The organism is Cupriavidus nantongensis (genome assembly GCF_001598055.1).
GTDB classification, from domain to species: domain Bacteria; phylum Pseudomonadota; class Gammaproteobacteria; order Burkholderiales; family Burkholderiaceae; genus Cupriavidus; species Cupriavidus nantongensis.
This window is the reverse complement of record NZ_CP014844.1, coordinates 1,229,498-1,252,124: the sequence shown is the minus strand read 5'-3', so window position 1 is coordinate 1,252,124 and position 22,627 is coordinate 1,229,498. Positions and strand designations below refer to the sequence as shown.

Annotated in this window: 23 protein-coding genes; 11 read left to right on the top strand and 12 right to left on the bottom strand. The window is 67.1% G+C overall.

All coding sequences use genetic code 11. From position 1 onward, the window contains the following. Positions 1–48: 48 nt before the first annotated feature. The 3 genes from A2G96_RS05710 to istA are packed head-to-tail and all read right to left on the bottom strand — an operon-like array spanning position 49 to position 2,508. Complete coding sequence (locus tag A2G96_RS05710) at positions 49–255, bottom strand: hypothetical protein (protein ID WP_062797544.1); 207 nt, start codon at positions 253–255, stop codon at positions 49–51. Continuing rightward, a complete protein-coding gene (gene istB, locus A2G96_RS05705; protein ID WP_062797542.1) occupies positions 252–1,019 on the bottom strand; it encodes an IS21-like element helper ATPase IstB in 768 nt (255 codons plus the stop codon). The genes A2G96_RS05710 and istB overlap by 4 nt, the downstream gene beginning before the upstream one ends. Continuing rightward, positions 1,006–2,508: an IS21 family transposase gene (gene istA, locus A2G96_RS05700; RefSeq protein WP_062797539.1), complete on the bottom strand. Its 1,503-nt coding sequence runs from the start codon at positions 2,506–2,508 to the stop codon at positions 1,006–1,008. The genes istB and istA overlap by 14 nt, the downstream gene beginning before the upstream one ends. A gap of 743 nt (positions 2,509–3,251) precedes the next feature. Here istA and A2G96_RS05695 point away from each other — a divergent pair. Genes A2G96_RS05695 through A2G96_RS05675 form a run of 5 tightly spaced genes read left to right on the top strand, consistent with a single transcriptional unit; the run spans position 3,252 to position 6,440 of the window. Further along, complete coding sequence (locus A2G96_RS05695; RefSeq protein WP_082818857.1) at positions 3,252–3,638, top strand: DnaB-like helicase C-terminal domain-containing protein; 387 nt, start codon at positions 3,252–3,254, stop codon at positions 3,636–3,638. Positions 3,639–3,661: 23 nt separating this feature from the next. Then, on the top strand, positions 3,662–4,117 hold the full coding sequence (locus tag A2G96_RS05690) for a GNAT family N-acetyltransferase (RefSeq protein ID WP_062797534.1): 456 nt from the start codon (positions 3,662–3,664) through the stop codon (positions 4,115–4,117). A 13-nt stretch (positions 4,118–4,130) separates the two neighbouring features. Beyond that, a complete protein-coding gene (locus A2G96_RS05685) occupies positions 4,131–4,649 on the top strand; it encodes a hypothetical protein (RefSeq protein ID WP_062797532.1) in 519 nt (172 codons plus the stop codon). After that, a complete protein-coding gene (locus A2G96_RS05680) occupies positions 4,646–6,103 on the top strand; it encodes a hypothetical protein (RefSeq protein WP_062797530.1) in 1,458 nt (485 codons plus the stop codon). The genes A2G96_RS05685 and A2G96_RS05680 overlap by 4 nt, the downstream gene beginning before the upstream one ends. A gap of 4 nt (positions 6,104–6,107) precedes the next feature. After that, on the top strand, positions 6,108–6,440 hold the full coding sequence (locus A2G96_RS05675; protein ID WP_062797527.1) for a hypothetical protein: 333 nt from the start codon (positions 6,108–6,110) through the stop codon (positions 6,438–6,440). A gap of 58 nt (positions 6,441–6,498) precedes the next feature. Here the strand turns inward: A2G96_RS05675 and A2G96_RS05670 are convergent, their stop codons facing one another. Next, positions 6,499–7,071, bottom strand: coding sequence for a hypothetical protein (locus A2G96_RS05670; protein ID WP_062797525.1), 573 nt, complete (start codon positions 7,069–7,071; stop codon positions 6,499–6,501). Positions 7,072–7,103: 32 nt separating this feature from the next. After that, positions 7,104–7,454: a hypothetical protein gene (locus A2G96_RS05665; protein WP_062797522.1), complete on the bottom strand. Its 351-nt coding sequence runs from the start codon at positions 7,452–7,454 to the stop codon at positions 7,104–7,106. Between the two features lie 173 nt (positions 7,455–7,627). Here A2G96_RS05665 and A2G96_RS05660 point away from each other — a divergent pair, with 173 nt between their 5' ends. After that, positions 7,628–8,101, top strand: coding sequence for a hypothetical protein (locus A2G96_RS05660; protein WP_062797520.1), 474 nt, complete (start codon positions 7,628–7,630; stop codon positions 8,099–8,101). Between the two features lie 168 nt (positions 8,102–8,269). Here A2G96_RS05660 and A2G96_RS32225 read toward each other — a convergent pair whose 3' ends face one another. The 3 genes from A2G96_RS32225 to A2G96_RS05650 form a co-directional block, all read right to left on the bottom strand. Further along, positions 8,270–8,527: a hypothetical protein gene (locus tag A2G96_RS32225; RefSeq protein WP_082818856.1), complete on the bottom strand. Its 258-nt coding sequence runs from the start codon at positions 8,525–8,527 to the stop codon at positions 8,270–8,272. Positions 8,528–8,594: 67 nt separating this feature from the next. Continuing rightward, positions 8,595–9,512 (bottom strand): polyphosphate kinase 2, encoded by a 918-nt coding sequence (gene ppk2, locus A2G96_RS05655; RefSeq protein WP_062797518.1) that lies wholly within the window; start codon positions 9,510–9,512, stop codon positions 8,595–8,597. Between the two features lie 114 nt (positions 9,513–9,626). Continuing rightward, entirely contained in the window at positions 9,627–11,015 is a 1,389-nt protein-coding gene (locus A2G96_RS05650; protein ID WP_062797515.1) for an FAD-binding oxidoreductase, read from the bottom strand. A gap of 226 nt (positions 11,016–11,241) precedes the next feature. On the opposite strand from A2G96_RS05650, the gene A2G96_RS05645 reads away from it, so the two are divergent. Beyond that, positions 11,242–12,354: a CapA family protein gene (locus A2G96_RS05645; RefSeq protein WP_062802083.1), complete on the top strand. Its 1,113-nt coding sequence runs from the start codon at positions 11,242–11,244 to the stop codon at positions 12,352–12,354. A 271-nt stretch (positions 12,355–12,625) separates the two neighbouring features. Here A2G96_RS05645 and A2G96_RS05640 read toward each other — a convergent pair whose 3' ends face one another. After that, positions 12,626–14,239 (bottom strand): DUF342 domain-containing protein, encoded by a 1,614-nt coding sequence (locus A2G96_RS05640; RefSeq protein ID WP_062797513.1) that lies wholly within the window; start codon positions 14,237–14,239, stop codon positions 12,626–12,628. Positions 14,240–14,422: 183 nt separating this feature from the next. On the opposite strand from A2G96_RS05640, the gene A2G96_RS05635 reads away from it, so the two are divergent. Continuing rightward, positions 14,423–15,265 carry a class I SAM-dependent methyltransferase gene (locus A2G96_RS05635; RefSeq protein ID WP_062797511.1) on the top strand — a complete coding sequence of 281 codons (843 nt, stop codon included), beginning with the start codon at positions 14,423–14,425 and terminating at the stop codon, positions 15,263–15,265. On the opposite strand, the gene A2G96_RS05630 is transcribed toward A2G96_RS05635, so the two are convergent. Beyond that, positions 15,266–15,865, bottom strand: coding sequence for a DUF1415 domain-containing protein (locus A2G96_RS05630; RefSeq protein WP_062802082.1), 600 nt, complete (start codon positions 15,863–15,865; stop codon positions 15,266–15,268). Positions 15,866–15,955: 90 nt separating this feature from the next. Here A2G96_RS05630 and A2G96_RS05625 point away from each other — a divergent pair, with 90 nt between their 5' ends. Continuing rightward, positions 15,956–17,257 (top strand): TIGR03862 family flavoprotein, encoded by a 1,302-nt coding sequence (locus A2G96_RS05625; RefSeq protein ID WP_062797509.1) that lies wholly within the window; start codon positions 15,956–15,958, stop codon positions 17,255–17,257. Here A2G96_RS05625 and A2G96_RS05620 read toward each other — a convergent pair. Both A2G96_RS05620 and A2G96_RS05615 read right to left on the bottom strand, forming a co-directional pair. Next, entirely contained in the window at positions 17,254–18,879 is a 1,626-nt protein-coding gene (locus tag A2G96_RS05620) for an NAD(P)/FAD-dependent oxidoreductase (RefSeq protein WP_062797507.1), read from the bottom strand. The two genes, A2G96_RS05625 and A2G96_RS05620, sit on opposite strands and share 4 nt — an antisense overlap. Positions 18,880–18,946: 67 nt before the next feature. Beyond that, entirely contained in the window at positions 18,947–19,318 is a 372-nt protein-coding gene (locus A2G96_RS05615) for a hypothetical protein (RefSeq protein WP_062797505.1), read from the bottom strand. A gap of 175 nt (positions 19,319–19,493) precedes the next feature. Between A2G96_RS05615 and A2G96_RS05610 the strand changes: the two genes are divergently transcribed. Both A2G96_RS05610 and A2G96_RS05605 read left to right on the top strand, forming a co-directional pair. After that, positions 19,494–20,930, top strand: a complete 1,437-nt coding sequence (locus A2G96_RS05610) for an aminotransferase-like domain-containing protein (protein ID WP_062797503.1) — start codon at positions 19,494–19,496, stop codon at positions 20,928–20,930. Between the two features lie 186 nt (positions 20,931–21,116). Beyond that, positions 21,117–22,625 carry a sensor domain-containing diguanylate cyclase gene (locus A2G96_RS05605; RefSeq protein ID WP_062797502.1) on the top strand — a complete coding sequence of 503 codons (1,509 nt, stop codon included), beginning with the start codon at positions 21,117–21,119 and terminating at the stop codon, positions 22,623–22,625. The last annotated feature ends 2 nt before the right edge of the window (positions 22,626–22,627 follow it).

Here is a 22,627-nt window from a genome sequence, read left to right as displayed (position 1 = left end):
GCAAGGGGCCGCATGCGGCCCCTTGCTGTTTGGGTTGGATGGTGCAGGCTAGAACGGATCGTCGAGGCTTTTCTCGGGGGGCGAGCGCTGCTCACGCAGCAGGTCATGCAGTGCGAGCTGGTAGTGCGCGCAGATTCGCTCGCGTAGATCGTCGATGAGTTCGACGACGGCGAGGGCCTGTTCTGGGGACCAGTTGTCTGGGATCAGGAAGTCCAGCCCGTTGGTGATTCCTGAAGGCAGGTGCAGATGCGTCATGATGGCTTTTTCTCCGCCCGGGCCACGCTGCGTTTCTTTGCTCGCTGATCGGCCCGCTCACGCGCTTCCTTGACGCGATACGACTCGCCCTCGATCGCGATGACTTCGGCACGATGCACCAGTCGGTCAACCAGCGAGACGACGCAGGCGGCGTTCGGGAACACCTCCGACCATTCGGCGAATGGTCTGTTTGTTGTAACCACCGTACTGGTGGCGCCATATCGGCGACTGATGAGCTCGAACAGCAGATCGGCATGTCGGTTCGAGTACGACAGGTAGCCGACCTCGTCGATGACCAGAACGTCCGGCGAGGCATAGCGGTGCAGGCGTCGACGCAAGGCCGAATCGCTGTCGAGGGCGGCCAGCTCGCCGAGCATCTGGCCGGCGGTGGTGAACAGCGCTGTGTGCCCTTGGACGAGCGCCTGATAGGCCAGATTCAGCGCCAGGGTCGATTTGCCGACGCCGTTCGGGCCGATCAGCACGACGTTGGCCGAGTCCTTGACGAACTCCAGCGACATCAATTCTTCGACGGCGGCCCGGTCGCAGCGCGTCGGCCAGGCCCAGTCGAAGTCGCACAAGGGCTTGAAGTTGCCCAGTCGGGCATCCCGGATGCGTCGCTCCAGCGAGCGGCGCGAGCGCTCCTCTTCTTCCCATTGCAGCAGCGGCGCCACCCAGCCGGCGTCGGCGACCTCCGGCCAGTGTGCCAGTAGCCCATGCAGGCGCAAGGCGTTCGCACGGCTTTGCAGGTTCTCAGGCGTGTTCATTGGCATCTCCCGTGAGCTGATCGTAGATGTCGAGGCGGTGGGGTATCACCAGCTTGTCCTTGTGCCGGACGTGTTCAGGTAGATGGATACCCACGGGCGGCGGTGCCTGGCGCGCCTCGCGCCGGCGCTCCAGCGCCAGGCGCACCGGATTCTGGTGAGGCGCCGCATCGCTGGCGAGGATTTCCTCGATCGCCGCTTGCAATTCAGCGGCGCCATAGCGGTCGAGCAGCCGCAGCAGGTGGGTGGTGATGTTGCCCAGATTGCCGCCCCGTTCCGCTGCGCGCTGCAGCAGCGCCTGGCTGGCCGGCGCCGCCCGAGCCAGATGGTCAAGTCCGCGATGGTGGCGGGCTTCGCGTTTGCGTTCGACCAAGGCATTGATGTGCGCGGCAATCTCTATCTGCGCGCCGCGATCGTAACTGCGCTCATGAGTGGCGAGCAGTTCCGTGCCATCGAGGATGCGTACCTGCCGGGGACTGGCCCGCACCGTGAGCGTGCGTCGCACATGCGTATGCGGGATCGTGTAGTCATTCAGATCGAAGCGCACATACGGTGTCTTGCCGACCTTGACAGCCAGTTGCAGTTCGCATGGATAGGGATTCTCCGGCAAGGCGAGCAGGCTGGGCTGCTCGCGGGAGAACGCCTCGCGTACGCTGATCGTCGGTTCTTCCCGGCAGGGACGATCGGCCGCAAGTCCCGCACACCAATGGGCGGCTTGGGCGTTGAGCTCATCGAGGTCGGTCACGGTGCGTCCGGCGAAGAAGCTCTCGCGTACATAGCGGATGGCGCGCTCGACGCGCCCCTTCTCGTTGCCACGGGCGACGGCAACCGGCCGGGGCTCGTAGCGGTGATGCGCCGCGAACGCGAGCAGTGTCGGATGGAAACGGATCGCATCGCCCTGGCGTTCCAGCACGGCACTCTTCAGGTTGTCGTAGAGCAGGACCCTGGGAAGGCCGGACCAGGCTTCGAAGGCACCGGCATGGCCGGCCAGGAAGCTGTCCATGCGTGCATCAAGGTAGAAGCGCAGATAGATCTGCCGCGACCATGACAGCACCATCACGAAGGCCATCAGCGGCCGGCGTGCGCGGCCGATCTGCAGATGGCCGAAGTGACCCCAATCGACTTGCCCTTGTTCGCCCGGCAAGGTACGCAGACGCAGATAGGCTTCCGGCTGTGGGCGCGGCCGGTGCAGCGCGATCATGTGCCGGAAGTGGTGCTGGCTCCCGCGGTAGCCGCGTTCGGTCACCATCGCATACAGGCGGCTGGCCGTGAGCGACGGGAACTTCTTCAACGTCTCATGGATGAATGGCAGGTAGGCGTCGATCTGCGACGGCCGCTGCACGCTGCCAATCCTGGGCAGGCCGGCCTGCGCCAGCACACGCTGGACGGTGTCGCGGTGCACATGCAACTGGCGCGCGATGGTGCCGGCGCGCCATTTCTCGACGTGGTAGTAACGCAGGATCTGGGCTTCAAGTTCTACTCCAATGGTCATGGGTCGTGTCCTGTGCGGTCAGTCGTACGAACATCACGGAAGACCCGACGACGCAGTGGTCCGAGGCGGACAAAGCCCGAATATGTGCAACGGCAGAAGTGGCAATGCTCAGGCACCGGTGTTGAGGCGCCAGCGGGCGCCGGTGCTCTGGCCGGCGTCGTCAAGGTCAGCGGCAGTAGAGCATCGGCGGCCTGCGCGGCGGAACCCTGATGCGTCACTTTCTTTTGGCGACAGCGGTAGCGGCGCATCCGCTCCGCGTGCGCCAAGCGGCCGCGGCGGCTGCGTTGATAGCGCTGAGCGGCCTCGCGCAGGCTGGCGCGACGCGCTGCTTGCGAGCAGCCGCCATTGCAGTAGATCTGACCGCGGTCGCAGCGGCGGCAAACAACGACCTGCGCCCGGCAATGGGCGCACACAAAGAGGCGGCCCGTGGCCGGCATCGGCGATCCCCCAGTCATGCCGAAACGGCCTCGACGGGATGGACGAGCCGTGCCATACTGGCTCGGCACGCGCGCCCTTGGCACGAGTGGGGCACGACATCGGGATGAACTTGGCGGTTTGGACCGGTGTCGTGCCTGTTTCTTTTCGGCGGTAAAGCCAACCTTTTTACCGCATCCCCACTGCGACGTCACCACCTTGCGGAATGCCCATCACCGGGCGCGTCTGCACTCGCCCTACGGGCTCGCTCCGACGCGCCCGGTGGCCACCTTCAATATCGAATCAGAAGACCTCGAGACAATCCTGCAATGCAGGAGTTGCTCCGCATCTTTAAGCCGCGCCGCCGTTTAGTGCCGGTTTTAGACAGCCATTCACATCTGGCGCAGCTCAGCCGCAAGAACGAAGACCGCCCAGACCGCAAGCCGATCCTGTCCGACCTGCGCGACTCGGGCGACATAGAGCAAGACGCGGACGTGGTGATGTTCGTGCACCGGCCGGAGATGTACGAACCGAACAAGGCGGATCTGAAAGGGTATGCCGAGGTGCTGATCCGCAAGCAGCGCAACGGCGCACTCGGCGACATCCCGCTGCGCTACCGCGGTTCCGTGACCAGGTTCGAGCCGTGGACCGGACCTACGCCCATCGCTCACGGCGGAAGCCCCGCTCGCCGGCGCGGCATCGCCGCCGAACTCTGACAAATCCGATACTGGATGAACCGATGATCCGCCCCGCAACGCTCGAAGATCTTTCCGCAGTGCTGGCGCTTGGCGAAATGCTGCATGCCGAGTCGCCGCGTTGGTCCCGACTGTCGTTCAACCGAACCAAGGTCCTTACCCTGATGCAGTACCTCGTAGATAGCCCTGACGGCCTCCTGCTCGTAGCTGAGAGTAATGGCGAGGTCCTTGGTGGCATCGCCGCCCTTTCCTTTTCCCACTGGTCGAGCGATGACCTGGTTGCAGAGGAAATCAGTTTCTTCCTGCACCCCAAGATCCGGGGGAGCTTTGCTGCCACCCGCCTCATCTGCGCGATGCAGGCATGGGCCCGAATCCGCGGCGCCAAATCGCTCATCGTGGGCGCCTCCACTGGGATTTCTACCGAAGACACCGCACGCCTGTATGAGCGCTTGGGCTTTCGGCGATGTGCCATCGGCCTCGAAGTCACTTTCCAACATTGAAAAGGAGCAATAGATGGGTTTCGATCCTCTGACCATCGGTATCGGGCTGGCAGCCGCCGGCTCCGTACTTGGTGCTGGCGCGGCCATCGTCCAAGGCCGGCAGCAAAAAGCGCAAGCAGAAACGCAAGCGGAATTGACGCGACGCGACGCGGCGCAGCAGCAGGATGCAGCGCTCGCGCAGGCCGAGAAGATCCGCCGCGCTGGCAGGCAGCAGCAGGCCGAGACCACAGCCAACCTTGCGGCATCCGGTGTCTCCATCGGCGCCGGCACGCCGCTGCGTATCAGCAACGAGATCTACCGCACGTCGGAGCAGGACGCCTATCAGACGATCCTGAGCGGCCGGCGCGCGCAGACAGCGGGGGATATTCAGGCCGGCATGCTCAACGCCTCAGGAAACAACGCGATGACCACCGGCATGCTGAGCGCGGGTGGCTCTCTGCTGAGCGGCGCGGCGTCTGCCTACAAGTCGGGCTGGCGCACTAAGGGCGCGCCGGTGACTGACCTCAGCACATATTCGGGGATCCGCCAATGAAGATCAGCCTCGGGAACTTCGGGAATGCCGTCGCGCGGCCGGGGCCGCAGCCGGATGTTCCGGCCGGCGCCTTTGGCGTGGGCATTGCGCAGGCTGCTGGCCGGATCGGCGAGGGCATTGCCGACGTCGGCCGCACCATCCAGGCGAACGACGAGGCCAAGCGCCGCGCCGACGCCGCGGTGTCGCTGGCGCAGCTGGACAACGAGGTGCGCGACCTGCACGACACCATCGGGCGAGACGTCGAGGCCGGAAAGATCAAGGCCGGCGACGCGATCACCACCTACCGCGACCAGGTCGGCAAGCTGCAGAACGACCGGCTCGGCCAGATGGACGCCGACACCCGCCGGCTGATCGAGGCCAACGTCATCCGCACCACCGGCGCCATGGAGCGCAACCTGCAGGGGGTGGTGGTCAAGCGCCAGCAGTCGGAGATCGGCGCGAGCCTGGGCCAGTTGGGCGAGCAGTTCCAGCGCAACGCGATGCGCGACCTGCCGGGGTCGATCGCCACCTACCATGGCGCCGTCGATGAGCTGGGCCCGCAAGCAGGCTGGTCGCCGGAGCAGATCACCAAGGCGAAGCAGGCATTCACCGAGGGCGCGACCTTCAACTTCGCCAATGCCACGCTGGAGGGTGCCGCGCAGTCTGGCAATGTCGACCTGATCAAGGCCGCCATGGGCAAGATCAGCGGGCCGGAGGGCGAGGCCATCGACCCGGCCAAGCGCACCGCTCTGATGACCAAGGGCTACGGCTACATCAACGGCATCGAGGCGGCGAACGTGCGCGCGGCCGAGAAGGCAGAGCGCGAGCAGCTGGCGCGCGAGAATCAGGCGGTGGACGCCTACAACAAGGTCTTCGACCTGTCGGCGCAGGGCCGCTATCTGTCGCAGGAGGCCATCAACGACCTGGCCGTCGCTACCGCGGGCACCGCCATGGCCGGGCCGGCGCAGGAACTGGTGAAGTCGCAGGCGAAGGTGGCCGGCTTCGCCAGCATGTCGCTGCCGCAGCAGCAGGCAGAGCTGGAGCGCCAGCGCGCCGCCGGCTCCGACCCGAAGATCGGTGTTACCCCGGTCCAGCAGCAGGTCTACAAGCAGATGGACAGCATCTACACCGCCGGGGTGCGCGCCTACAAGGAGAATCCGTGGCAGGCGGCGCAGGAGCGCGGCGTGATCCGCGATGCTCCCACCATCACCCTGAACACCGTGCAGGACGCGCAGAACGTCATCGGCCAGCGTATGGCTCAGATCGGACAGGTCGAGGTGGCCGCCGGACGCAAGATCAGCCCGCTGCAGCCCGAGGAAGCCCAGACCATCGGCCGCCTGGTGCGCGCGCTGCCGCCGGAGCAGCAGGCCAGCGCACTGGCCGGGTTCGGCAACGGCTCTGGCGCCGCCGACCGCGCTCATGAGCCGCTGGCCCAGCCATCCAACGTCATCCCATTCCGTGCCGAGGAGGAGTAACCCTATGGACAAGGCTCGGCTGCGCAAATACGAAGCGGACCGCAAGGAAGCCGGATTCCGTGAGATTCGGCCGTGTGTGCACGAGGACTTCCTTGCGAAGATCAAGGAATTGCGGCGGCCAGGAGAATGCATGGGCCGCACGCTCGAGCGGTTGATCCTCGGCGAGGCGGTACCGCGCCCGCCCTTCTGGACACCGGAGGAAGCGGCCCAAAGGGCTGCGAAGAAAGCCGCAAAGCCTCCCAGGACGAATGCTGTCAAAGCAGAGAAGCCACCGTTCGGAGGCTTCCGCCATGCTGAAGTTGCGGCGGCAATCGCCCGCCTGAAACAGGTCGAGTAGCCCCCATATCGCGTGCGCGTGCGAAATACACGCGCGCACGCGAGGAAATGCACGTGGCCTAGTGGGATATTTTCAGAAAGGGCTTGGCTCGCCTCTTCAATTCGTCACCTTGAGCAAGGAACCACTGACGAAGCCGCTTTCGTTCCTCGCTTTGCTGGGCCTTCGCTTCCGGCTTCCCGTACAAGGCTTCACTTGGCGCCAGAAGAGACGCAAGAACGGACGCGTTGCTGTACAGCGATTCGAGATATTCGGCAAAATCCTCGTCAAATAGCCACACAGCAAGCCTCGTATCGTCCAGGAACTTGAACATGGCTTCGTCCGTCGGCCTCGCTTGCGCTATCACATGACCGATGAGAGTGCCGGCGGCCTCGTACACAGCCAAGCGGCGCTCAAAGCGATCCAATTTCAGCTTGTTCCGATTGGTCTCCCACTGCTTCCAGGCTATGTAGCCGGCGATGAGACCGATCACCAGCGTCGCCACGGCGGCGAACAGTGGAGCAAGCGCCTTCACGACCTCCAGCCAATAGGGCAAAACTGGCCCGTTCGGGCTCGACGCGGCGTCGGTCAGGCGATAGGCAGTCTGGGAAAGGATCGGGGCGCAAAATTGCTCCCAGGCGGGACTCTCAATCATGGGCAATCGGCAAGGCTGGTGCGAGGCGAGAATTATGCCTTTGCCAGGCGCTGAAGCACCGCGGCGTGCATCGCGGAGCGCACCGTCACAAACCCATCTTCGCGAAGCCTCGTTGGCCGGGCCCGCTCCGAATTTATCCGCGCCGCCGAAAACTCCATCCGCATCATCGGTAGATCTGCCCGGTTCTTCCCAGTGACCTGGGACCAGAAGGCAATCATGCGTTCGCCGTCCGGGTGCCGCGGTTGTGCGCCGTGGTTCTTCCAGCCAAGGAACGTGCTGCGACTCACGTTTGAGCCTGCGGCGATCTTGCTCGTGCTCTGGCCGGCGCGCTGCAATTGAATGAGCAACGCGTGCCAGTCCACCACCAATTCAGCGCTTTGCATCGCCGTCTCCCCGAGCCAACTGCCGGCTTTATATCAAAAAGGCGAGGACACGGGTACGACCTTATTACCATTGGTCATGACTTCAGCACCGCGCACGCCGTCTCCGGGTTTCGCCAACGTTGCCCACTGCCGCCTACAATGAGCAGCAATGTGACGCCAAGAGGGGCAAAGGCATGAGTTTCATGACCGCGATCTTTCGCTATTTCGACCGCCGGACGGACCGCGCGCATGCTGCGCAGCTCGAGTCGTTCCTCGGCGGGCTGGCCCGGATGACAGACGAAGAGATTGCCGAGCTCGTCGTCTTCGCGACGCACGTCCGCCACGGGTTAGAGGCGGCGGGGACAACGGTGCTCGACCCGTTCACCCTGATGGTCAAGAAGCCTGGCGCCGAAACCCAACTGACGGCGCTGGCCATCAATCTGCAGAGGCAGGGCAACACCACGGCCTATGCGGCCACGGCGGTCTGGGTGCATTCGCTTCGCGCTGCCAACCGTCAAACCCTGCGGCCGCTGGTAGCGCAGATGTGGCGAGAGTTGCGCCGTGGCTTCCCCCTCGTCGCCCAAGCCAGAGACAGCATTCGCGCTCGGGTCGGCACCGAGGTGGAGATATCCGACGCAACAGCGCTGCCGCTTGGCCTCGCGGCCTGATTCTGGTGCTCCCTTTGGGGGTACTGAAAAAGTTTGGGGGTATGCAAGGTGGTACGAATCCCGCAGATTTGGACCGAGGCCATGCTGGTAGCCGATTAGGAGGAAGTTTCCGATTCCTCTCTTCACCACAAGAATTCCAGGGCCCAGCCCGCACAAACCCGGACAGCGTCACGCTCTCCGGGTTTTTTGTTGCCTGCGGTCTTGCGATGACGGCGGTGTGCAGGGGGGCAGCGGCAATGCCACTGGCTGGCGCCCCAGCCGTTGCGCCCACCAGTAGCGGAAGGGGTGATCCAGATCGGGATAGAGCACCGGCTGGCTGAAGCAGCCGGCACGCTTCATCAGGAGATAGGCGGCAAGCATGGCCGCCCAGAAAGCTAGCAGTTCCACGATCACGGCCGCCGCGGATGTCGGGGTGGCCGTTTTCATTATAGGTAGCCGCTGCGGCATGGGGCCGATGGCGCACCCCGTGGATACCCTAGGCGCCGGGCATCGCTCAGTACACCTCCGGCACGATCATTTCCTTCGGCACCGGCTGGCGCACGTAGTCCTCATGGCGCTCGCGGCCGGGCAGCACCACCGTGGGGGTTTCCACTTCGGCATACGGCACCAGGCTCAGCAAGTGATGGATGCAGTTCAGCCGCGCGCGCTTCTTGTCGTCGGCCTGCACCACCCACCACGGCGCCTCCGGGATATGGGTTCGCTCGAGCATGATTTCCTTGGCGCGCGTGTAGTCTTCCCAGCGGCGCTGCGATTCCAGGTCCATCGGGCTGAGCTTCCACTGCTTGAGCGGGTCATGGATGCGGCTGAGGAAGCGCAGGCGCTGCTCGTCGTGCGTGATCGAGAACCAGTACTTGATCACCTGGATGCCGGAACGCACCAGCATCTTCTCGAATTCGGGCACCGAGCGGAAGAACTCTTCGTACTGGTCGTCGGTACAGAAGCCCATCACGCGCTCGACGCCGGCGCGGTTGTACCAGCTGCGGTCGAACAGCACGATCTCGCCGGCGGCGGGCAGGTGCGCGACGTAGCGCTGGAAGTACCACTGGGTGCGTTCGCGGTCGTTGGGCGCGGGCAGCGCAGCGACGCGGCAGACGCGCGGGTTCAGCCGCTGGGTGATGCGCTTGATCACGCCGCCCTTGCCGGCGGCGTCGCGCCCCTCGAACAGGATCACGACCTTGTGCCCGGTGGCGGCGACCCAGCTTTGCAGCCGCACCAGTTCGCCCTGCAGCCGGAACAGCTCGCGGAAATATTTCCGGCGGCTGTCCTGCTCGGCCTGGTCGTCGAGGTGCACGGGATCGCCAAAGGCTTCGCTGGCCTCGCGGTCGTCCAGTTCCAGTTCGATCTCTTCGTCGTAGTAGTCGGCCACTTCGTTGTGGATGCGCCGCACCAGCTCTGCTTCACCCGGTCTCATCTGCTTGCTCTCCCTATGGATACAACGCGGTCGCGGCGATGCTGGCATGGCCGTATTGCAGCCGCGTGAAGGCGGAGCAGGTTGCCCTGCCCCGCCCCGCGCGTGATACGCCTTTCAGCCCGCGGGATTGATGTTGTGGTTATGGCGGAACAGGTTGTCGGGATCGTAGTGCCGCTTCACTTCCACCAGCCGCTCGTAGTTGGGCCCATAGGCGGCACCGACGCGGTCGACTTCCTCTTGCGTCAGGAAGTTGACATAGACGCTGCCGAGCGCGTACGGCGCCGCCGCGCGGAACACCTCGCGCGCCCAGCCGATGCAGCGGTCGTCGTCCGCGGGGCTGTCCCAGCGCCCGTGCAGGTTCATGATGAACTTGGCGTCGCGGTTGGCGTAGGCGGTCGCGTCGGGCGCGACGCGGTTGGTCTGCCCGCCCATCGCGCCGATAAAGACCTCGCATTGCGGCGACGGCAGCTTGCCGATCTGCTCGATCAGCATCGTGATCAGCCCATCGTCGAGGCCCGCGAAGTTATGCGACTTCCAGTAGTTGCGCGCGCCCGGCGTCAGCAGCGGATCGAAGGCCTGCTGCCACGCGGTCAGCGGCATCGGCCCCAGGTGCTCGCCATAGGGCGTACCGAGCTGGCGCAAGGGCTCGACCAGCTGCGGCCCCTGCTCAGGCGGACCGATATAGCAGATCGCCAGCGCCGCCACCGGCTTGCCGTGCGCCTCGGGCGGCAGGAACGGCAGCGGCGGCGCCTGGCGCAGCACCACCCATACCGTCAGCTCGTCGGGCATCGATTCATACAGCTCGCGATAGGCCGGCAGCACGCTCGCGGCCTGTTCCAGCGGATAGACGATCAGTCCGCCATAGACCTGCGGACCCACCGGATGCAGCCGGAACTCGAACATCGTCACCACGCCGAAGTTGCCGCCGCCGCCGCGCAGGGCCCAGAACAGGTCGGCGTTCTCGTCGCTGCTGGCGCGCACCAGCTTGCCGTCGGCGGTGACGACCTGCGCCGACACCAGGTTGTCGACCGTGGTGCCGAACTTGCGGCTGAGCCAGCCGAAGCCGCCGCCCAGCGTCAGCCCGGCCACGCCGGTGGTGGAGTTGATGCCGAGCGGCGTGGCCAGGCCCTGCGCCTGCGCTTCGTGGTCGAAGTCGCGCAGCGTGGCGCCCGGCTCTACCCACGCGCGTTGCGCGTGGGGATCGATGCGCACCGAGCGCATCGGCGACAGGTCCAGCACCATGCCGCCCTCGCAGATCGCCAGTCCGCCGATGTTGTGGCCGCCGCCGCGTACCGACAGCAGCACGCCGTGCTCGCGCGCGAAGTTCACCGCCGCCGCAACGTCGGCCGCGCCCGCGGCCTGCACGATCCACTGCGGATGGCGGTCGATCATCGCGTTCCAGATCCGGCGCGCGTCGTCATAGCCGTCGTCGCCCGGCTGCAGCAAGCGCCCGCGCAGCTGCGCCTTGAGTGCTTCAATATGTTCCTGCGATGGCTGGGCCATGATCTGCCTCCCGATGCTGGTTGGAAACATCGGACGACACGCGGCGTCACGAACAAAAAAATGGCCACGAGGACCGATGACTCCCTCATTTAAGGCAGGCACCGCGCGAATGTAAATGCGCGATGTGCGCGGCGCATTGCGCGGGTGCGGCGCAAATCCTGCCTCAGCCATGCGGCCTATCATGGAGGCACAGCCGCGCGGTGCCCGCGCGCCGTGTGCCTGCGCCATGGACCCTGCCAGCCAAGCTCCTCCCCTGTTCCTGTGCGGCGATGTGATGACCGGTCGCGGCATCGACCAGATCCTGGCGCATCCCAGCCAGCCGCTGCTGCATGAATCGTATGTGCATTCCGCGCTCGACTACGTGCGCCTGGCGGAGCGCAAGGCCGGCCCGATCGCGCGGCCCGCCGCGCCGGACTATCCGTGGGGCGATGCGCTGGCGGAACTGGCAAGTCGCGCCGCGCGGCCGCGCATCGTCAACCTGGAGACCGCCATCACCACCAGCGACGATGCCTGGCCCGGCAAGTCCGTGCACTACCGCATGCATCCGCGCAATGTCGATTGCCTGCAGGCCGCCGGCATCGACTGCGCGGTCCTTGCCAACAACCATGTGCTCGACTGGGGCCGCGCGGGCCTGGCCGATACGCTGGACGCGCTGGACGGCGCGCAGATCGCGCATGCCGGCGCCGGTCCAGACGAGGCCAGTGCGGCACGCGCCGCGCTGCTGGCGCGGCCCGGCGGCGGTCGCGTGGTGGTGCTTGCCTTCGCCATGCCAAATGCCGGCACACCGGCGGCGTGGCGTGCCACCGCGGGGCACTCGGGTGTGAACCTGCTGGACGACTGGTCCGCGGCTGCGCAGCAACGCATTACCGCGCAAGTCCATCAACTGCGGCGCCCTGGCGATGTGATGGTGCTGTCGATCCACTGGGGCCCGAACTGGGGCTACCACATCGATCCCGCGCAGCGCGCCTTCGCGCGAGCGATGGTCGAGCACGCCGGCATCGACATCGTGCACGGGCATTCGTCGCATCACCCGCTCGGCATCGAGCTGCATGCCGGCAAGCCGATCCTGTATGGCTGCGGCGATTTCATCAACGATTACGAGGGCATTGGCGGATACGACAGCTACCGCCCTGACCTGGCGCTGATGGCATTCGTCAGCTTCGATGGCGGCAGCGCGGACCTGCGGCTGGTGCCCTTGCGGCGCAGCCACTTCCGGCTGGCGTATGCGCGCGAAGTCGACATGGCCTGGCTGCAAGCCATGTTCGAAGCACAGGGAAGCGCGCTTGGCACACGCGTGGCGCGCAGCGGATTGCATGAGTTGCGGCTGTGGGCGGCATAGGCCGCAAGCCGTCCCTGCCACGATTGCGGTACTTGCCGGTACTTGTGAAACGGCCAGCGCAAAAACAGAAAGGCCAGCGCGATGGCTGGCCTTCCCGTTCATTCAAGTGCCACGTGTGTCGGTTCGGTGTAACGCTTCCACAGAGTGCTGATCCGCTTCTGCATTCATTGCCCAACACTAGCTCGATCGCCCATCCTGCGGCACCCCAGGACATACCTGCAGCATAGTACAAATCCCCCCGGATCAAAGCGGGATCAACGAAGTGCGCGATTCAGCCGACGGTGATGCGGTCATCGAGCAGCCGGATCTGGCCGCCGGGCTTGTCTTCCATCACTTTGAGCACGCGGCTGCCCACCTGCAGCGTGACCCCGCCATGGATGCGCCGCGGGGCGTCGATGACGGCCTCGGCCGCGGGCTGCATCTGCTGTCCCAGCTCGGTCAGGCGCGCCTCCAGCTCGAACAGGTCGCGCGACAGCTTGAACAGCGTCGCACGCGCCTTTTCGCGCAGGTCGCCGACGGCACGCTCGGGATGCTTGGCAAAGAAGTCCACCAGTTGCCTGACCTTGTTCTGCTCCTCCAGCATGCGCCGGCGCTCGCCCTCGAGCGCGGCACGCTGCGCGTCGGCATAGGGATTGAGGCCCACCTGGATGCTGGTGGCGGTGCCGGCCGGCGCGCCCAGCACCGCGGCGCGCACCGCCAGCAAGGCGCGGCTGCGGCCGCCGCTGATGCTGCCCTGCACGCCGGTGCCGCCCACCACGATGCGCTGGCCCGCCGCGACATCGCTCTGGCGGATGCCGCTGTCGACGGTGACTTCGGTGCCGGCCTCGACCACCGCATTCTCGATAAAGCGCGCCTTCACCGCGCCCTTGCAGCGCACGCTGGCGCGGCTGATGCCGCCTTCGGCATGGGTACTTTCGGACTTGCCGATAATGCCGCCCTTGACGATGACGTTGCCGCCGGCCTCGACGCTGGCGGCTTCGATGGTGCCTTCGACCACCACGTCGCCGCTGACATTGACCGACATGCCGGTGCGGATGTCGCCCGACACGCGCAGCGTGCCGTCGAAGGCCACGTTGCCCGAGTGCAGGTCCACCGATTCGACCTGCACCACCGGACTGACGGCGATGCCGTAGACGCCCACCACCGGCGATCCGGCAATCACCGCGCGCAGCAGCCCGGGGTCGTCCGCATCCGCTGCCGCGCCGGTCAGGCCCTCGGCAAACGGCGGGTCGTCGACCGCGTCGGCGGCAATCGGCTTCCCGAACACATCGACGCCGGCATGGCCCGGCACCGCCGCAATACGGCGCATCAGCGGCGTGCCGGGGCTGACCAGCAGCAGGTTGCCCAGCTCGCGCAGGTCGACCTTGCCGGCATCGTCGTCGCTGTGCGCCGGCTTGCGCGGCTCCAGCAGGTTGATGAAGCGCGCCGGCTCGCCCTGCCGTGGCGCAATCCCGGCGGCGATGGTGCGCAATTCGCAGCTGCCCTCGGCCAGTGCGGCGTCCAGTGCGAGCGACTGGATCGGCGCCACCACGCCGCGCTCCGCCACGGCGCGGCGGATCTCGTCCGCGCTCACCGGCCGGCCGCCTTCCGGCGGCATCAGCGTCAGCCGCACCGCCAGGCCGTCGGCAGTGATGTCGAGTTCGAACGCGCCATCGACCAGCGCGCCGATGGTGGCATCGATCTCATGCTCGGCGCGCTGGCATTGCGCCAGGAACTGCGCCACCGCGCGCGCATCCAGCCGCGCGCCGGACCAGCCCAGCCCCTCCAGGCACTGCTGCAGCGTGGCCGGGTCCGGCGGCAGCCGGCCCGGCTGCGGCGTGTAGCATGCATGCACCTGCTTGCCCGGCTCGGCAAGCTCCAGGCGCAGTCCCGATTCATGCGTCATGCGTCCCCTGAATCGTCTGGCGACGGCGGCTGCCGGCGCTCTGCTTGTTATCGATACATCACCAACGGCAGGCGCGCCGGGAACTTTAGCGCTCAACAGTGCGCGGCGGGTACCGCGCGACTTTTCGGTAAACTGTCGCCATTCCGGGGCGCGCCGCGCCCCGCCGCCTGTGCAGTCCCCTCCATGTCAAATACCCACGAAATCCGCCCCGGCCAGTCCATCGAGCTGCTCAAGGAACTCCATATCCTGACGCGCGACGGCAAGATGAACCAGGACAGCCGGCGCAAGCTCAAGCAGGTCTACCACCTGTTCCAGTTCATCGAACCGCTGCTGCAGGAGGTCAAGGGCGCGCGCGGCCGCGTCACGCTGGTCGACCACGGCGCCGGCAAGTCCTATCTCGGTTTCATCCTGTATGACCTGTTCTTCAAGGCCCTGCAGGACGACTCGCACATCTACGGCATCGAGACCCGTGAAGAACTGGTGAAGACCTCGCAGGCGCTGGCGGCGCGGCTGGGCTTTGCGGGGATGTCGTTCCTGAACCTGTCGGTGGCGGACTCGATCACCTCGCCGCAGCTGCCGCCCACCGTCGACGTGGTCACCGCTCTGCATGCGTGCAATACCGCCACCGACGACGCCATCCGCTTCGCGCTGGCCAAGCGCGCGCAGCACATCGTGCTGGTGCCCTGCTGCCAGGCCGAGGTGGCGAGCGTGCTGCGCAAGCACAAGGGCAAGCTGCTGGCGGGCAATCCGCTGACCGAGATCTGGCGCCATCCGCTGCATACGCGCGAGTTCGGCAGCCAGGTGACCAACGTGCTGCGCTGCCTGCAGCTGGAGGCGCACGGCTACCAGGTCAGCGTCACCGAGCTGGTGGGCTGGGAACACTCGATGAAAAACGAACTGATCATCGCGCAGTACAAGGACCTGCCGCGCCGCCGCCCGGCCGAGCGGCTGGAAGAAGTGCTGGGGCGGCTGGGCCTGGAAGAGCTGCGCGAGCGCTTCTTCACCGAGCCGGTAGCGGTGGCGTAACTACGCCTTCCCGGCCCCGGACACGGGCTCATCGTCGCCCGCCATCCAGCGTTGCCAGCCCTCGTGGCCGAGGCGGCGCATCACTGCCTGGTTGCGCTCGTAGATATCCGCTGAATCGGGGAAAGCCGCCACCGCGCGCGCGATCGAATCCTCACGCAGCAAATGCAGGATGGGGTAAGGGGCGCGGTTGGTGTAGTTCTCGATATCGTCCGGCTCGGTCCCGGCAAACTGGTAGTGCGGATGGAAGCTGGCGATCTGCAGCGTGCCTTCCAGTCCCAGGCTGGCGAGCAGGCGCTCGGCGAAGTACAGCAGGTCGTTGAAGTCGAGGAAATCCGCCACCGCGTGCGGCAGGATCAGCAGGGTGGTGTCGATCTGCGCGGGGTCGGCATCGGCCAGCAGGCGCAGTTCGCGCTCGAGGTCATCCATCACATCGGGTGCCTCGGTGACGGGGCTGACCACATAGCGCACCTGTTCCTTCACGTACACGCTCTTGGCGAACGGGCACAGGTTGAGTCCGATCACCGCGCGCTCGAGCCAATGGCGGGTGGCGGCAATGACGGTATCGTCGGGCTGGCTGGCGGAGTGCGTGGCGGAAGACATGATGGCAAGGTGCGGCAAACCGTCATTCTAGCGCTGCCGCAGGCTCTATAATCCGCGGCGGAAACACCCCTGCCCTGCCGAGCCCCGCCGATGCCCTCTACCGCCACGCCCGCCCGCGACCATGCCACCCATGCCATTCCCGACGTCGCCGTCATCGGCGGCGGCCCGGCCGGGCTGATGGCGGCCGAAGTGCTGGCGGCGCAGGGCGCCAGCGTAGCGGTCTATGACGCGATGCCGTCGGTCGGGCGCAAGTTCCTGATGGCCGGCAAGGGCGGCATGAACCTGACCCATGCCGAGCCGGAGCCGGCCTTCCTGGGCCGCTACGGAGCGCGCACCGGGCAACTCGCGCCGATGCTGGCGGACTTCGGCGCGCAGGCGCTGCGCGACTGGGTCCATGGGCTGGGCATCGAGACCTTCGTCGGCAGTTCCGGCCGCGTCTTCCCGACCGACATGAAAGCCGCGCCGATGCTGCGCGCGTGGCTGCACCGGCTGCGCGAGTCGGGCGTGCAGTTCCATATGCGGCATCGCTGGCTGGGCTGGGACGATGAAGACGGCGATGACGGCGATGACGGCGCCCGGCATGCGCTGCGCTTTGCCACGCCGCACGGCGACACGGTCGTGCGCGCACGCGCGGTGGTGCTGGCGCTGGGCGGTGCCAGCTGGGCCAGGCTGGGCTCCGATGGCGCATGGGTGCCGCACCTGGCCGAGCGCGGCGTCGAGATCGCGCCGCTGCGTCCGGCAAACTGCGGGTTCGACGTGGCATGGAGCGAGGACTTTGCCGCGCGCTTTGCCGGCGCGCCGGTCAAGCCGGTGGCCATCGCGCTGAATGACCGTGACGGACACGCACACTACCGCCAGGGCGAATTCGTGATCAGCCGCGACGGCATCGAAGGCAGCCTGGTCTACGCGCTGTCGGCCCCGATCCGCGACCGCATCGAAGCCGATGGCGAAGCCACCATCCACCTCGACCTGCTGCCGTCGCACAGCGCCGAACAGGTCAGCGCGCAGGTCGAGCATCCACGCGGCTCGCGTTCTTTGTCGAGCCACCTGCAGAGCCGCCTCGGCATCACCGGCGTCAAGGCCGGCCTGCTGCGCGAATGCCTGTCGCGCGACGCCATGCTCGATCCCGGCACGTTGGCCGTGTCGCTGAAGGCGCTGCCGTTGCGCGTGCTGCGTCCGCGCCCGATCGACGAGGTCATCAGCAGCGCCGGCGGCGTGCGCTTCGAAGCGATGGATGCCAGCCTGATGCTGCGCGCCCTGCCCGGCGTGTTCTGCGCGGGCGAGATGCTGGACTGGGAAGCACCCACCGGCGGCTACCTGCTGACGGCCTGCTTCGCCAGCGGCCGCACCGCGGCGCTGGGGGCCGCGGCTTATCTGCAGCAACCGGCTTAGGCGGCCCTGCCGCCGACAATGCTGAGCGCCACCGCCTCGGCCACTTCGATGCCATCGATCGCCGCGGAATAGATGCCGCCGGCATAGCCCGCGCCCTCGCCCGCCGGATACAGGCCCTTGACGTTGATGCTCTGGTAGTCGTCGTTGTTGCGGCGGATGCGCAGCGGCGACGAGGTACGGGTCTCGACCCCGGTCAGCACCGCGTCGTGCAGCGCGAAGCCGGGCAGCTTCTTGTCGATCTCGGGAATGCCTTCGCGGATCGCCTCGATCACGTAGTCGGGCAGCGAGGTGCTCAGGTCTGTCGGGGTCACGCCCGGCTTGTAGGAAGGCTCGACCGAACCCAGCGAGGTCGACGCACGGCCGGCGATAAAGTCGCCGACCAGCTGGCCCGGCGCGTTGTAGTTGCGCCCGCCCAGCTCGAACGCGCGCTCTTCCCACTTGCGCTGGAACTCGATGCCGGCCAGCGGGCCGCCCGGATAATCTTCCGGCGTGATGCCGACCACGATGCCGGCATTGGCGTTGCGCTCGGCGCGCTTGTACTGGCTCATGCCGTTGGTCACCACGCGGCCCGGCTCCGATGCTGCCGCCACCACGGTGCCGCCCGGGCACATGCAGAAGCTGTACACCGAACGGCCATTGCTGCAGTGGTGCACCACCTTGTAGTCCGCCGCGCCCAGCAGCTTGTTGCCGGCGAACTTGCCGAAGCGGCTGCGGTTGATCAGTCCCTGCGGATGCTCGATGCGGAAGCCCAGCGAGAACGGCTTGGCCTCCATGAACACGCCGCGGTCATGCAGCATCTGGAAGGTGTCGCGCGCGCTGTGGCCCACCGCCATGATGACGTGGTCGGCCTCGAGATACTCGCCGTTGGACAGCTTCAGGCCGCGCATCCGGCCGCCGTCGATATCGATGTCGTCGACACGGGTCTCGAAGCGGATCTCTCCGCCCAGCTCGATGATCTCGGCGCGCATCTTCTCGACCATGCTGACCAGGCGGAAGGTGCCGATATGCGGGCGTGCCTTGAACAGGATGTCTTCCGGCGCGCCGGCGCGCACGAACTCGTTCAGCACCTTGCGGCCATAGTGCTTCGGGTCCTTGATCTGGCTGTACAGCTTGCCGTCAGAGAAGGTGCCGGCGCCGCCTTCGCCGAACTGCACGTTCGACTCGGGATTGAGAACACTCTTGCGCCACAGGCCGAAGGTGTCCTTGGTGCGCTCACGCACTTCCTTGCCGCGCTCGAGGATGATGGGGCGGAAGCCGGACTGCGCCAGGATCAGCCCGGCCAGCAGGCCGCACGGGCCCATGCCGATCACCAACGGGCGCGGGTGCGTGCCGCCTTGCGGCGCGCGCGCGACGAAGTGGTACGCCATGTCGGGCGTCACGCTCCAGTTCGGCTTGCCGGCCATGCGGCGGATGGCCGCGGCCTCGTCGCGCACCTCGATATCGATGATGTAGGTCAGCTTGATATCCGAGCGCTTGCGCGCATCGTGGGCACGGCGGAATACGGTATAGCCGATCAGGCCGTCTCCCTTGACGCCGATCTGCGCGGCACCGGCGCGCACGGCGGCGTCGAGGTCGCTTTCGGTATGGTCGAGCGGGAGTTTGACTTCACTTAGACGTAGCATGGGGAACCCGGGAACTGCGGCCGGGGGGTTGGGCACACCAATGTGCCAGGCCGGCCGGAGCGCAATTTTATCGCCTTTGGCGCGCCGGGTCGGGAATCGGCAGCGGGACCGGCCGGGCGGCTGGACGCGGACGGTGCCAAGGCCGCGCCAGCCGCGCCCGCAACCGTGCCAGCCAACCCGGCGGCACCGTGACCGACAAGGCGCCGCCCCGGAGCGCCGACACCGTCAGCCAGCCGCGCGTTGGCACGACCCAGGTATTGCCCGTAAGCAGGCGCTGTTGCGGCATGTGGCAGTGGCCGGCGAGCCATTGCATCGGCCCGGCCAGCACCATCTCGCCGGCGGCGGCGTGCAGCACGGTGCCGGCCGCCACATGCAGCCGCAGGGCCTGGCCGGCCGGCAGTGGCATCACGGTCGGGGTGTGGTCGAGATCGCTTGGCATGGCAGGACTCCGGTAGCTGGCACAGGACTCCAGCCTATCGACCGCCGCGCGCGCGCGGCAGGCACAAGGCCGCATCGCGGCGACCGGAACAGCAGCCAGGATTTCCGCCTGTTACGATACAGCGCCCCCGCCTCTGTATCTGTACCGATGCGGCCCGCCACGCCACCATGCCGCCATGGAAACCACCCCGCTCTATCGCCAGCTTGCCGGCCATTACCGCCGCGCCATCGACTCCGGCACGCTCGCCGCCGGCGACCGCATGCCGTCCGTGCGCGCGCTGATGGCGCTGCACAGCGTAAGCCTGTCGACGGCGCTGCAGGCCTGCCGGCAACTGGAGAGTGACGGCCTGCTCGAAGCGCGGCCGCGCTCGGGCTACTTCGTGGCCGCGCCGCGGCGCGCCGCGCTGGCGGCGCTGTCCGAGCCCGCCGCCGCGCTGCCCGACCCGGCCCAGTACGTCGGCATCCACCAGCGCATTTCCGGCCTGCTCGCGCGCGGCCAGCACGAGCACGTGCACACCAACCTGGGCGGCGCCTACTGCGCGCCCTCGCTGTACCCGACCGAGGCGCTGCGCAGCGCCGCGGCGCGCGCGCTGCGCCGGCATCCGCAGCTGTTCGGCGAGGGCGTCGAGCCCGATGGCTACCAGCCGTTGCGCGCCGCGATTGCGCGGCAGGCGCTGCACAACCGCGTGCAGCTGGCCCCGGAGCAGATCGTCATCACCAACGGCTGCACCGAGGCGCTGAACCTGGCGCTGCGCGCGGTGGCGGGCCCGGGCGATGTGATCGCGGTGGAGTCCCCCACCTACTATGGCCTGCTGCAGATCCTGGAAAGCCTGGGCATGCGCGCGCTGGAAATCCCGTGCAGCCCGCAGACCGGCATCTCGCTCGAGGCGCTGGAGCTGGCCGCGCAGCACTACGACAACATCCGCGCGGTCGCGGTGGTCCCGAACCTGCAGAACCCGCTCGGCTGCATCATGCCCGACGCGCACAAGGCGCGGCTGGTGCAGTGGTGCGAGGCGCGCGGCATCGCGCTGATCGAGGACGACTGCTTTTCCGCCACCGCCGACAGCGACGCGCCGCCGGCCGCGGCCAAGGCCTGGGACGGCAGCGGCAACGTGATCCACTGCGCGTCGCTGCACAAGGTGCTCGCGCCCGGCATGCGGCTGGGCTGGATCGCCGCGGGCAAATGGCAGGCGCGCGTCGAGATGCTGAAGTTCGGGCTGTCGCGGCCCAACGAGATGCTGTCGCAGATGGCCGCGGCCGATTTCCTGGCATCGGGCGCGCATGAGCGCCACCTGCGCCGGCTGCGCACGCGGCTGCGCGCGCAGCGCGAATGGTTCACGCAGGCCATCGCCGCCGGCTTTCCCGCCGGCACGCGGCTGGGCGCGCCGCGCGGCGGCATGCACCTGTGGGTGGAGCTGCCCGCGCAGGTCTCGTCCGAGGCGGTGTTCGACCAGGCGCTGCAGGCCGGCATCCGCGTGATGCCAGGCGTGATGTTCTCCAACGCCGGGCGCTTCGACCACTGCCTGCGCATCAACTGCGGCGCGCCACGCTCGGCGCAGATCGAGCGCGCGCTCGGCACGCTTGCCGCGATCGTGCAGCGGCTGGCGGGCTGAGCGATGCCGATGCCAGCGCCGGGGTTCGCACCGGTGCCGCGCCGATTTGCAACAACCCTCCCTTTTTGCCGGCGCCTCGCCTATCCTAGTGCGCTGGTGTGCACGCGCCCGTCCGGCTGGTCCCCGGAGACCCGGTCGCATCGGTTGCCACGGCGGCCGCGCACCTCCACGACAAGAACAAGGAGAATGGCCTTGACCAGTACATCCGTGGCGCCGTCAGCCCAAGGTAGCGCCGACCCCGCCCCCACCCTTCCCGACGATTACCAGGCCCTGTTCCAGCTGGCGCCGGTGTCGCTGTGGCTGGAAGACTTCAGCGCGGTGCGCGAGTGCTTCGCGCAATGGCGGCAGCAGGGCATCACCGACCTGCGCGCGCACCTGCGCGACGACCCGCGGCGGGTGGCGCAGTGTTCGGCGCTGATCCGCGTGATCGCGGTGAACCGGCGCACGCTGGAGCTGTTCCGCGCCGCCGACCTCGACGACCTGGTCGCCAACCTCGACACCGTGTTCCGCGACGACATGTTCGAGCAGCATGTCGAAGAACTCGGCCAGCTGTGGGACGGCGCCAACGGCTTTGCCAGCCAGACCGTCAACTACGCGCTGGACGGCACGCGGCTCGACATCCAGCTGGAAGCCACGGTGATGCCGGGCCACGAACAGACCTGGGAACGCGTGCTGCTGTCGATCAAGGACATCACCCCGCGCCTGCGCACCGAGCGCGAGCTGCGCCGCAGCGAGCAGTATGCGCTGGGCCTGTTCGAGCATTCGCCGGTGTCGCTGTGGGTCGAGGACTTCAGCGCGGTCAAGGTGCTGATCGACGAGGTGCGCGCCGCCGGTATCACGGACTTCCGCACCTTCCTCAACGTCCATCCCGACTTTGTCTCGCGCTGCATGCAGGAAATCCGCGTGCTCGACGTCAACCAGCAGACCCTGCTGATGTTCGGCGCCGACAGCAAGGCGACGCTGCTGTCGCGGCTCGGCGACGTGTTCCGCGACGACATGCGCGTGCATTTCGCAGAGCAGCTGATCGACCTGTGGCATGGCCGGCTGTGGCAGCAGCGCGAGGTCATCAACTACGCGCTCGATGGCCGCGCCGTCGACGTGTTCATGCAGTGGTCGGTGTTCCCCGGGCGCGAGGCGGACTGGGACCAGGTGCTGGTGTCGCTGACCGATATCACGGCGCGCAAGAAGGCCGAGGCCTATGTCGAGTTCCTTGGCAAGCACGACGTGCTGACCAAGCTGTATAACCGCGCCTACTATGAGGACGAACTGGCGCGGCTGGGCCGCAAGGGGCCGTGGCCGGTAAGCGTGGTGGCGGTCGACCTGAACGGGCTCAAGGTCGTCAACGACCAGTTCGGCCACGCCGACGGCGACAGCCTGCTGCGCCGCACTGGCGAAGTGCTGAAGAAAGCGGTGGGCGAGCAGGCGTGCGTGGCGCGCACCGGCGGCGACGAGTTCATGGTGCTGCTGCCCGGCCGCGACGAGCGCGGCGCCGCCACCGTGGTCGAGCAGATCGACAAGGTGGTGGAGCTGAACAACCAGTTCTACCCGGGCACGCGGCTAAGCCTCTCCATCGGCCACGCCACCTGCCAGCAAGGCGAGCGCCTCAGCGACCTCGTCAAGCTGGCCGACAGCCGCATGTACCAGGCCAAGCGCGATCACTACGCCGCGCTCGCCGCCGAACGCCGTCGCGACTGAAG

Coding starts and splice junctions, on each gene's coding strand:
- A2G96_RS05680 (WP_062797530.1), top strand. CDS start 4,646: ATGAAGATCAGCCTCGGGAACTTCGGGAATGCCGTCGCGCGGCCGGGG.
- A2G96_RS05660 (WP_062797520.1), top strand. CDS start 7,628: ATGAGTTTCATGACCGCGATCTTTCGCTATTTCGACCGCCGGACGGAC.
- A2G96_RS05685 (WP_062797532.1), top strand. CDS start 4,131: ATGGGTTTCGATCCTCTGACCATCGGTATCGGGCTGGCAGCCGCCGGC.
- A2G96_RS05690 (WP_062797534.1), top strand. CDS start 3,662: ATGATCCGCCCCGCAACGCTCGAAGATCTTTCCGCAGTGCTGGCGCTT.
- A2G96_RS05625 (WP_062797509.1), top strand. CDS start 15,956: ATGCCCTCTACCGCCACGCCCGCCCGCGACCATGCCACCCATGCCATT.
- A2G96_RS05675 (WP_062797527.1), top strand. CDS start 6,108: ATGGACAAGGCTCGGCTGCGCAAATACGAAGCGGACCGCAAGGAAGCC.
- A2G96_RS05605 (WP_062797502.1), top strand. CDS start 21,117: ATGGCCTTGACCAGTACATCCGTGGCGCCGTCAGCCCAAGGTAGCGCC.
- A2G96_RS05650 (WP_062797515.1), bottom strand. CDS start 11,015: ATGGCCCAGCCATCGCAGGAACATATTGAAGCACTCAAGGCGCAGCTG.
- A2G96_RS05610 (WP_062797503.1), top strand. CDS start 19,494: ATGGAAACCACCCCGCTCTATCGCCAGCTTGCCGGCCATTACCGCCGC.
- istB (WP_062797542.1), bottom strand. CDS start 1,019: ATGAACACGCCTGAGAACCTGCAAAGCCGTGCGAACGCCTTGCGCCTG.
- A2G96_RS05615 (WP_062797505.1), bottom strand. CDS start 19,318: ATGCCAAGCGATCTCGACCACACCCCGACCGTGATGCCACTGCCGGCC.
- A2G96_RS05635 (WP_062797511.1), top strand. CDS start 14,423: ATGTCAAATACCCACGAAATCCGCCCCGGCCAGTCCATCGAGCTGCTC.
- istA (WP_062797539.1), bottom strand. CDS start 2,508: ATGACCATTGGAGTAGAACTTGAAGCCCAGATCCTGCGTTACTACCAC.
- A2G96_RS05620 (WP_062797507.1), bottom strand. CDS start 18,879: ATGCTACGTCTAAGTGAAGTCAAACTCCCGCTCGACCATACCGAAAGC.
- A2G96_RS05670 (WP_062797525.1), bottom strand. CDS start 7,071: ATGATTGAGAGTCCCGCCTGGGAGCAATTTTGCGCCCCGATCCTTTCC.
- ppk2 (WP_062797518.1), bottom strand. CDS start 9,512: ATGAGACCGGGTGAAGCAGAGCTGGTGCGGCGCATCCACAACGAAGTG.
- A2G96_RS05645 (WP_062802083.1), top strand. CDS start 11,242: ATGGACCCTGCCAGCCAAGCTCCTCCCCTGTTCCTGTGCGGCGATGTG.
- A2G96_RS05630 (WP_062802082.1), bottom strand. CDS start 15,865: ATGTCTTCCGCCACGCACTCCGCCAGCCAGCCCGACGATACCGTCATT.
- A2G96_RS32225 (WP_082818856.1), bottom strand. CDS start 8,527: ATGAAAACGGCCACCCCGACATCCGCGGCGGCCGTGATCGTGGAACTG.
- A2G96_RS05640 (WP_062797513.1), bottom strand. CDS start 14,239: ATGACGCATGAATCGGGACTGCGCCTGGAGCTTGCCGAGCCGGGCAAG.
- A2G96_RS05665 (WP_062797522.1), bottom strand. CDS start 7,454: ATGCAAAGCGCTGAATTGGTGGTGGACTGGCACGCGTTGCTCATTCAA.
- A2G96_RS05710 (WP_062797544.1), bottom strand. CDS start 255: ATGACGCATCTGCACCTGCCTTCAGGAATCACCAACGGGCTGGACTTC.
- A2G96_RS05695 (WP_082818857.1), top strand. CDS start 3,252: ATGCAGGAGTTGCTCCGCATCTTTAAGCCGCGCCGCCGTTTAGTGCCG.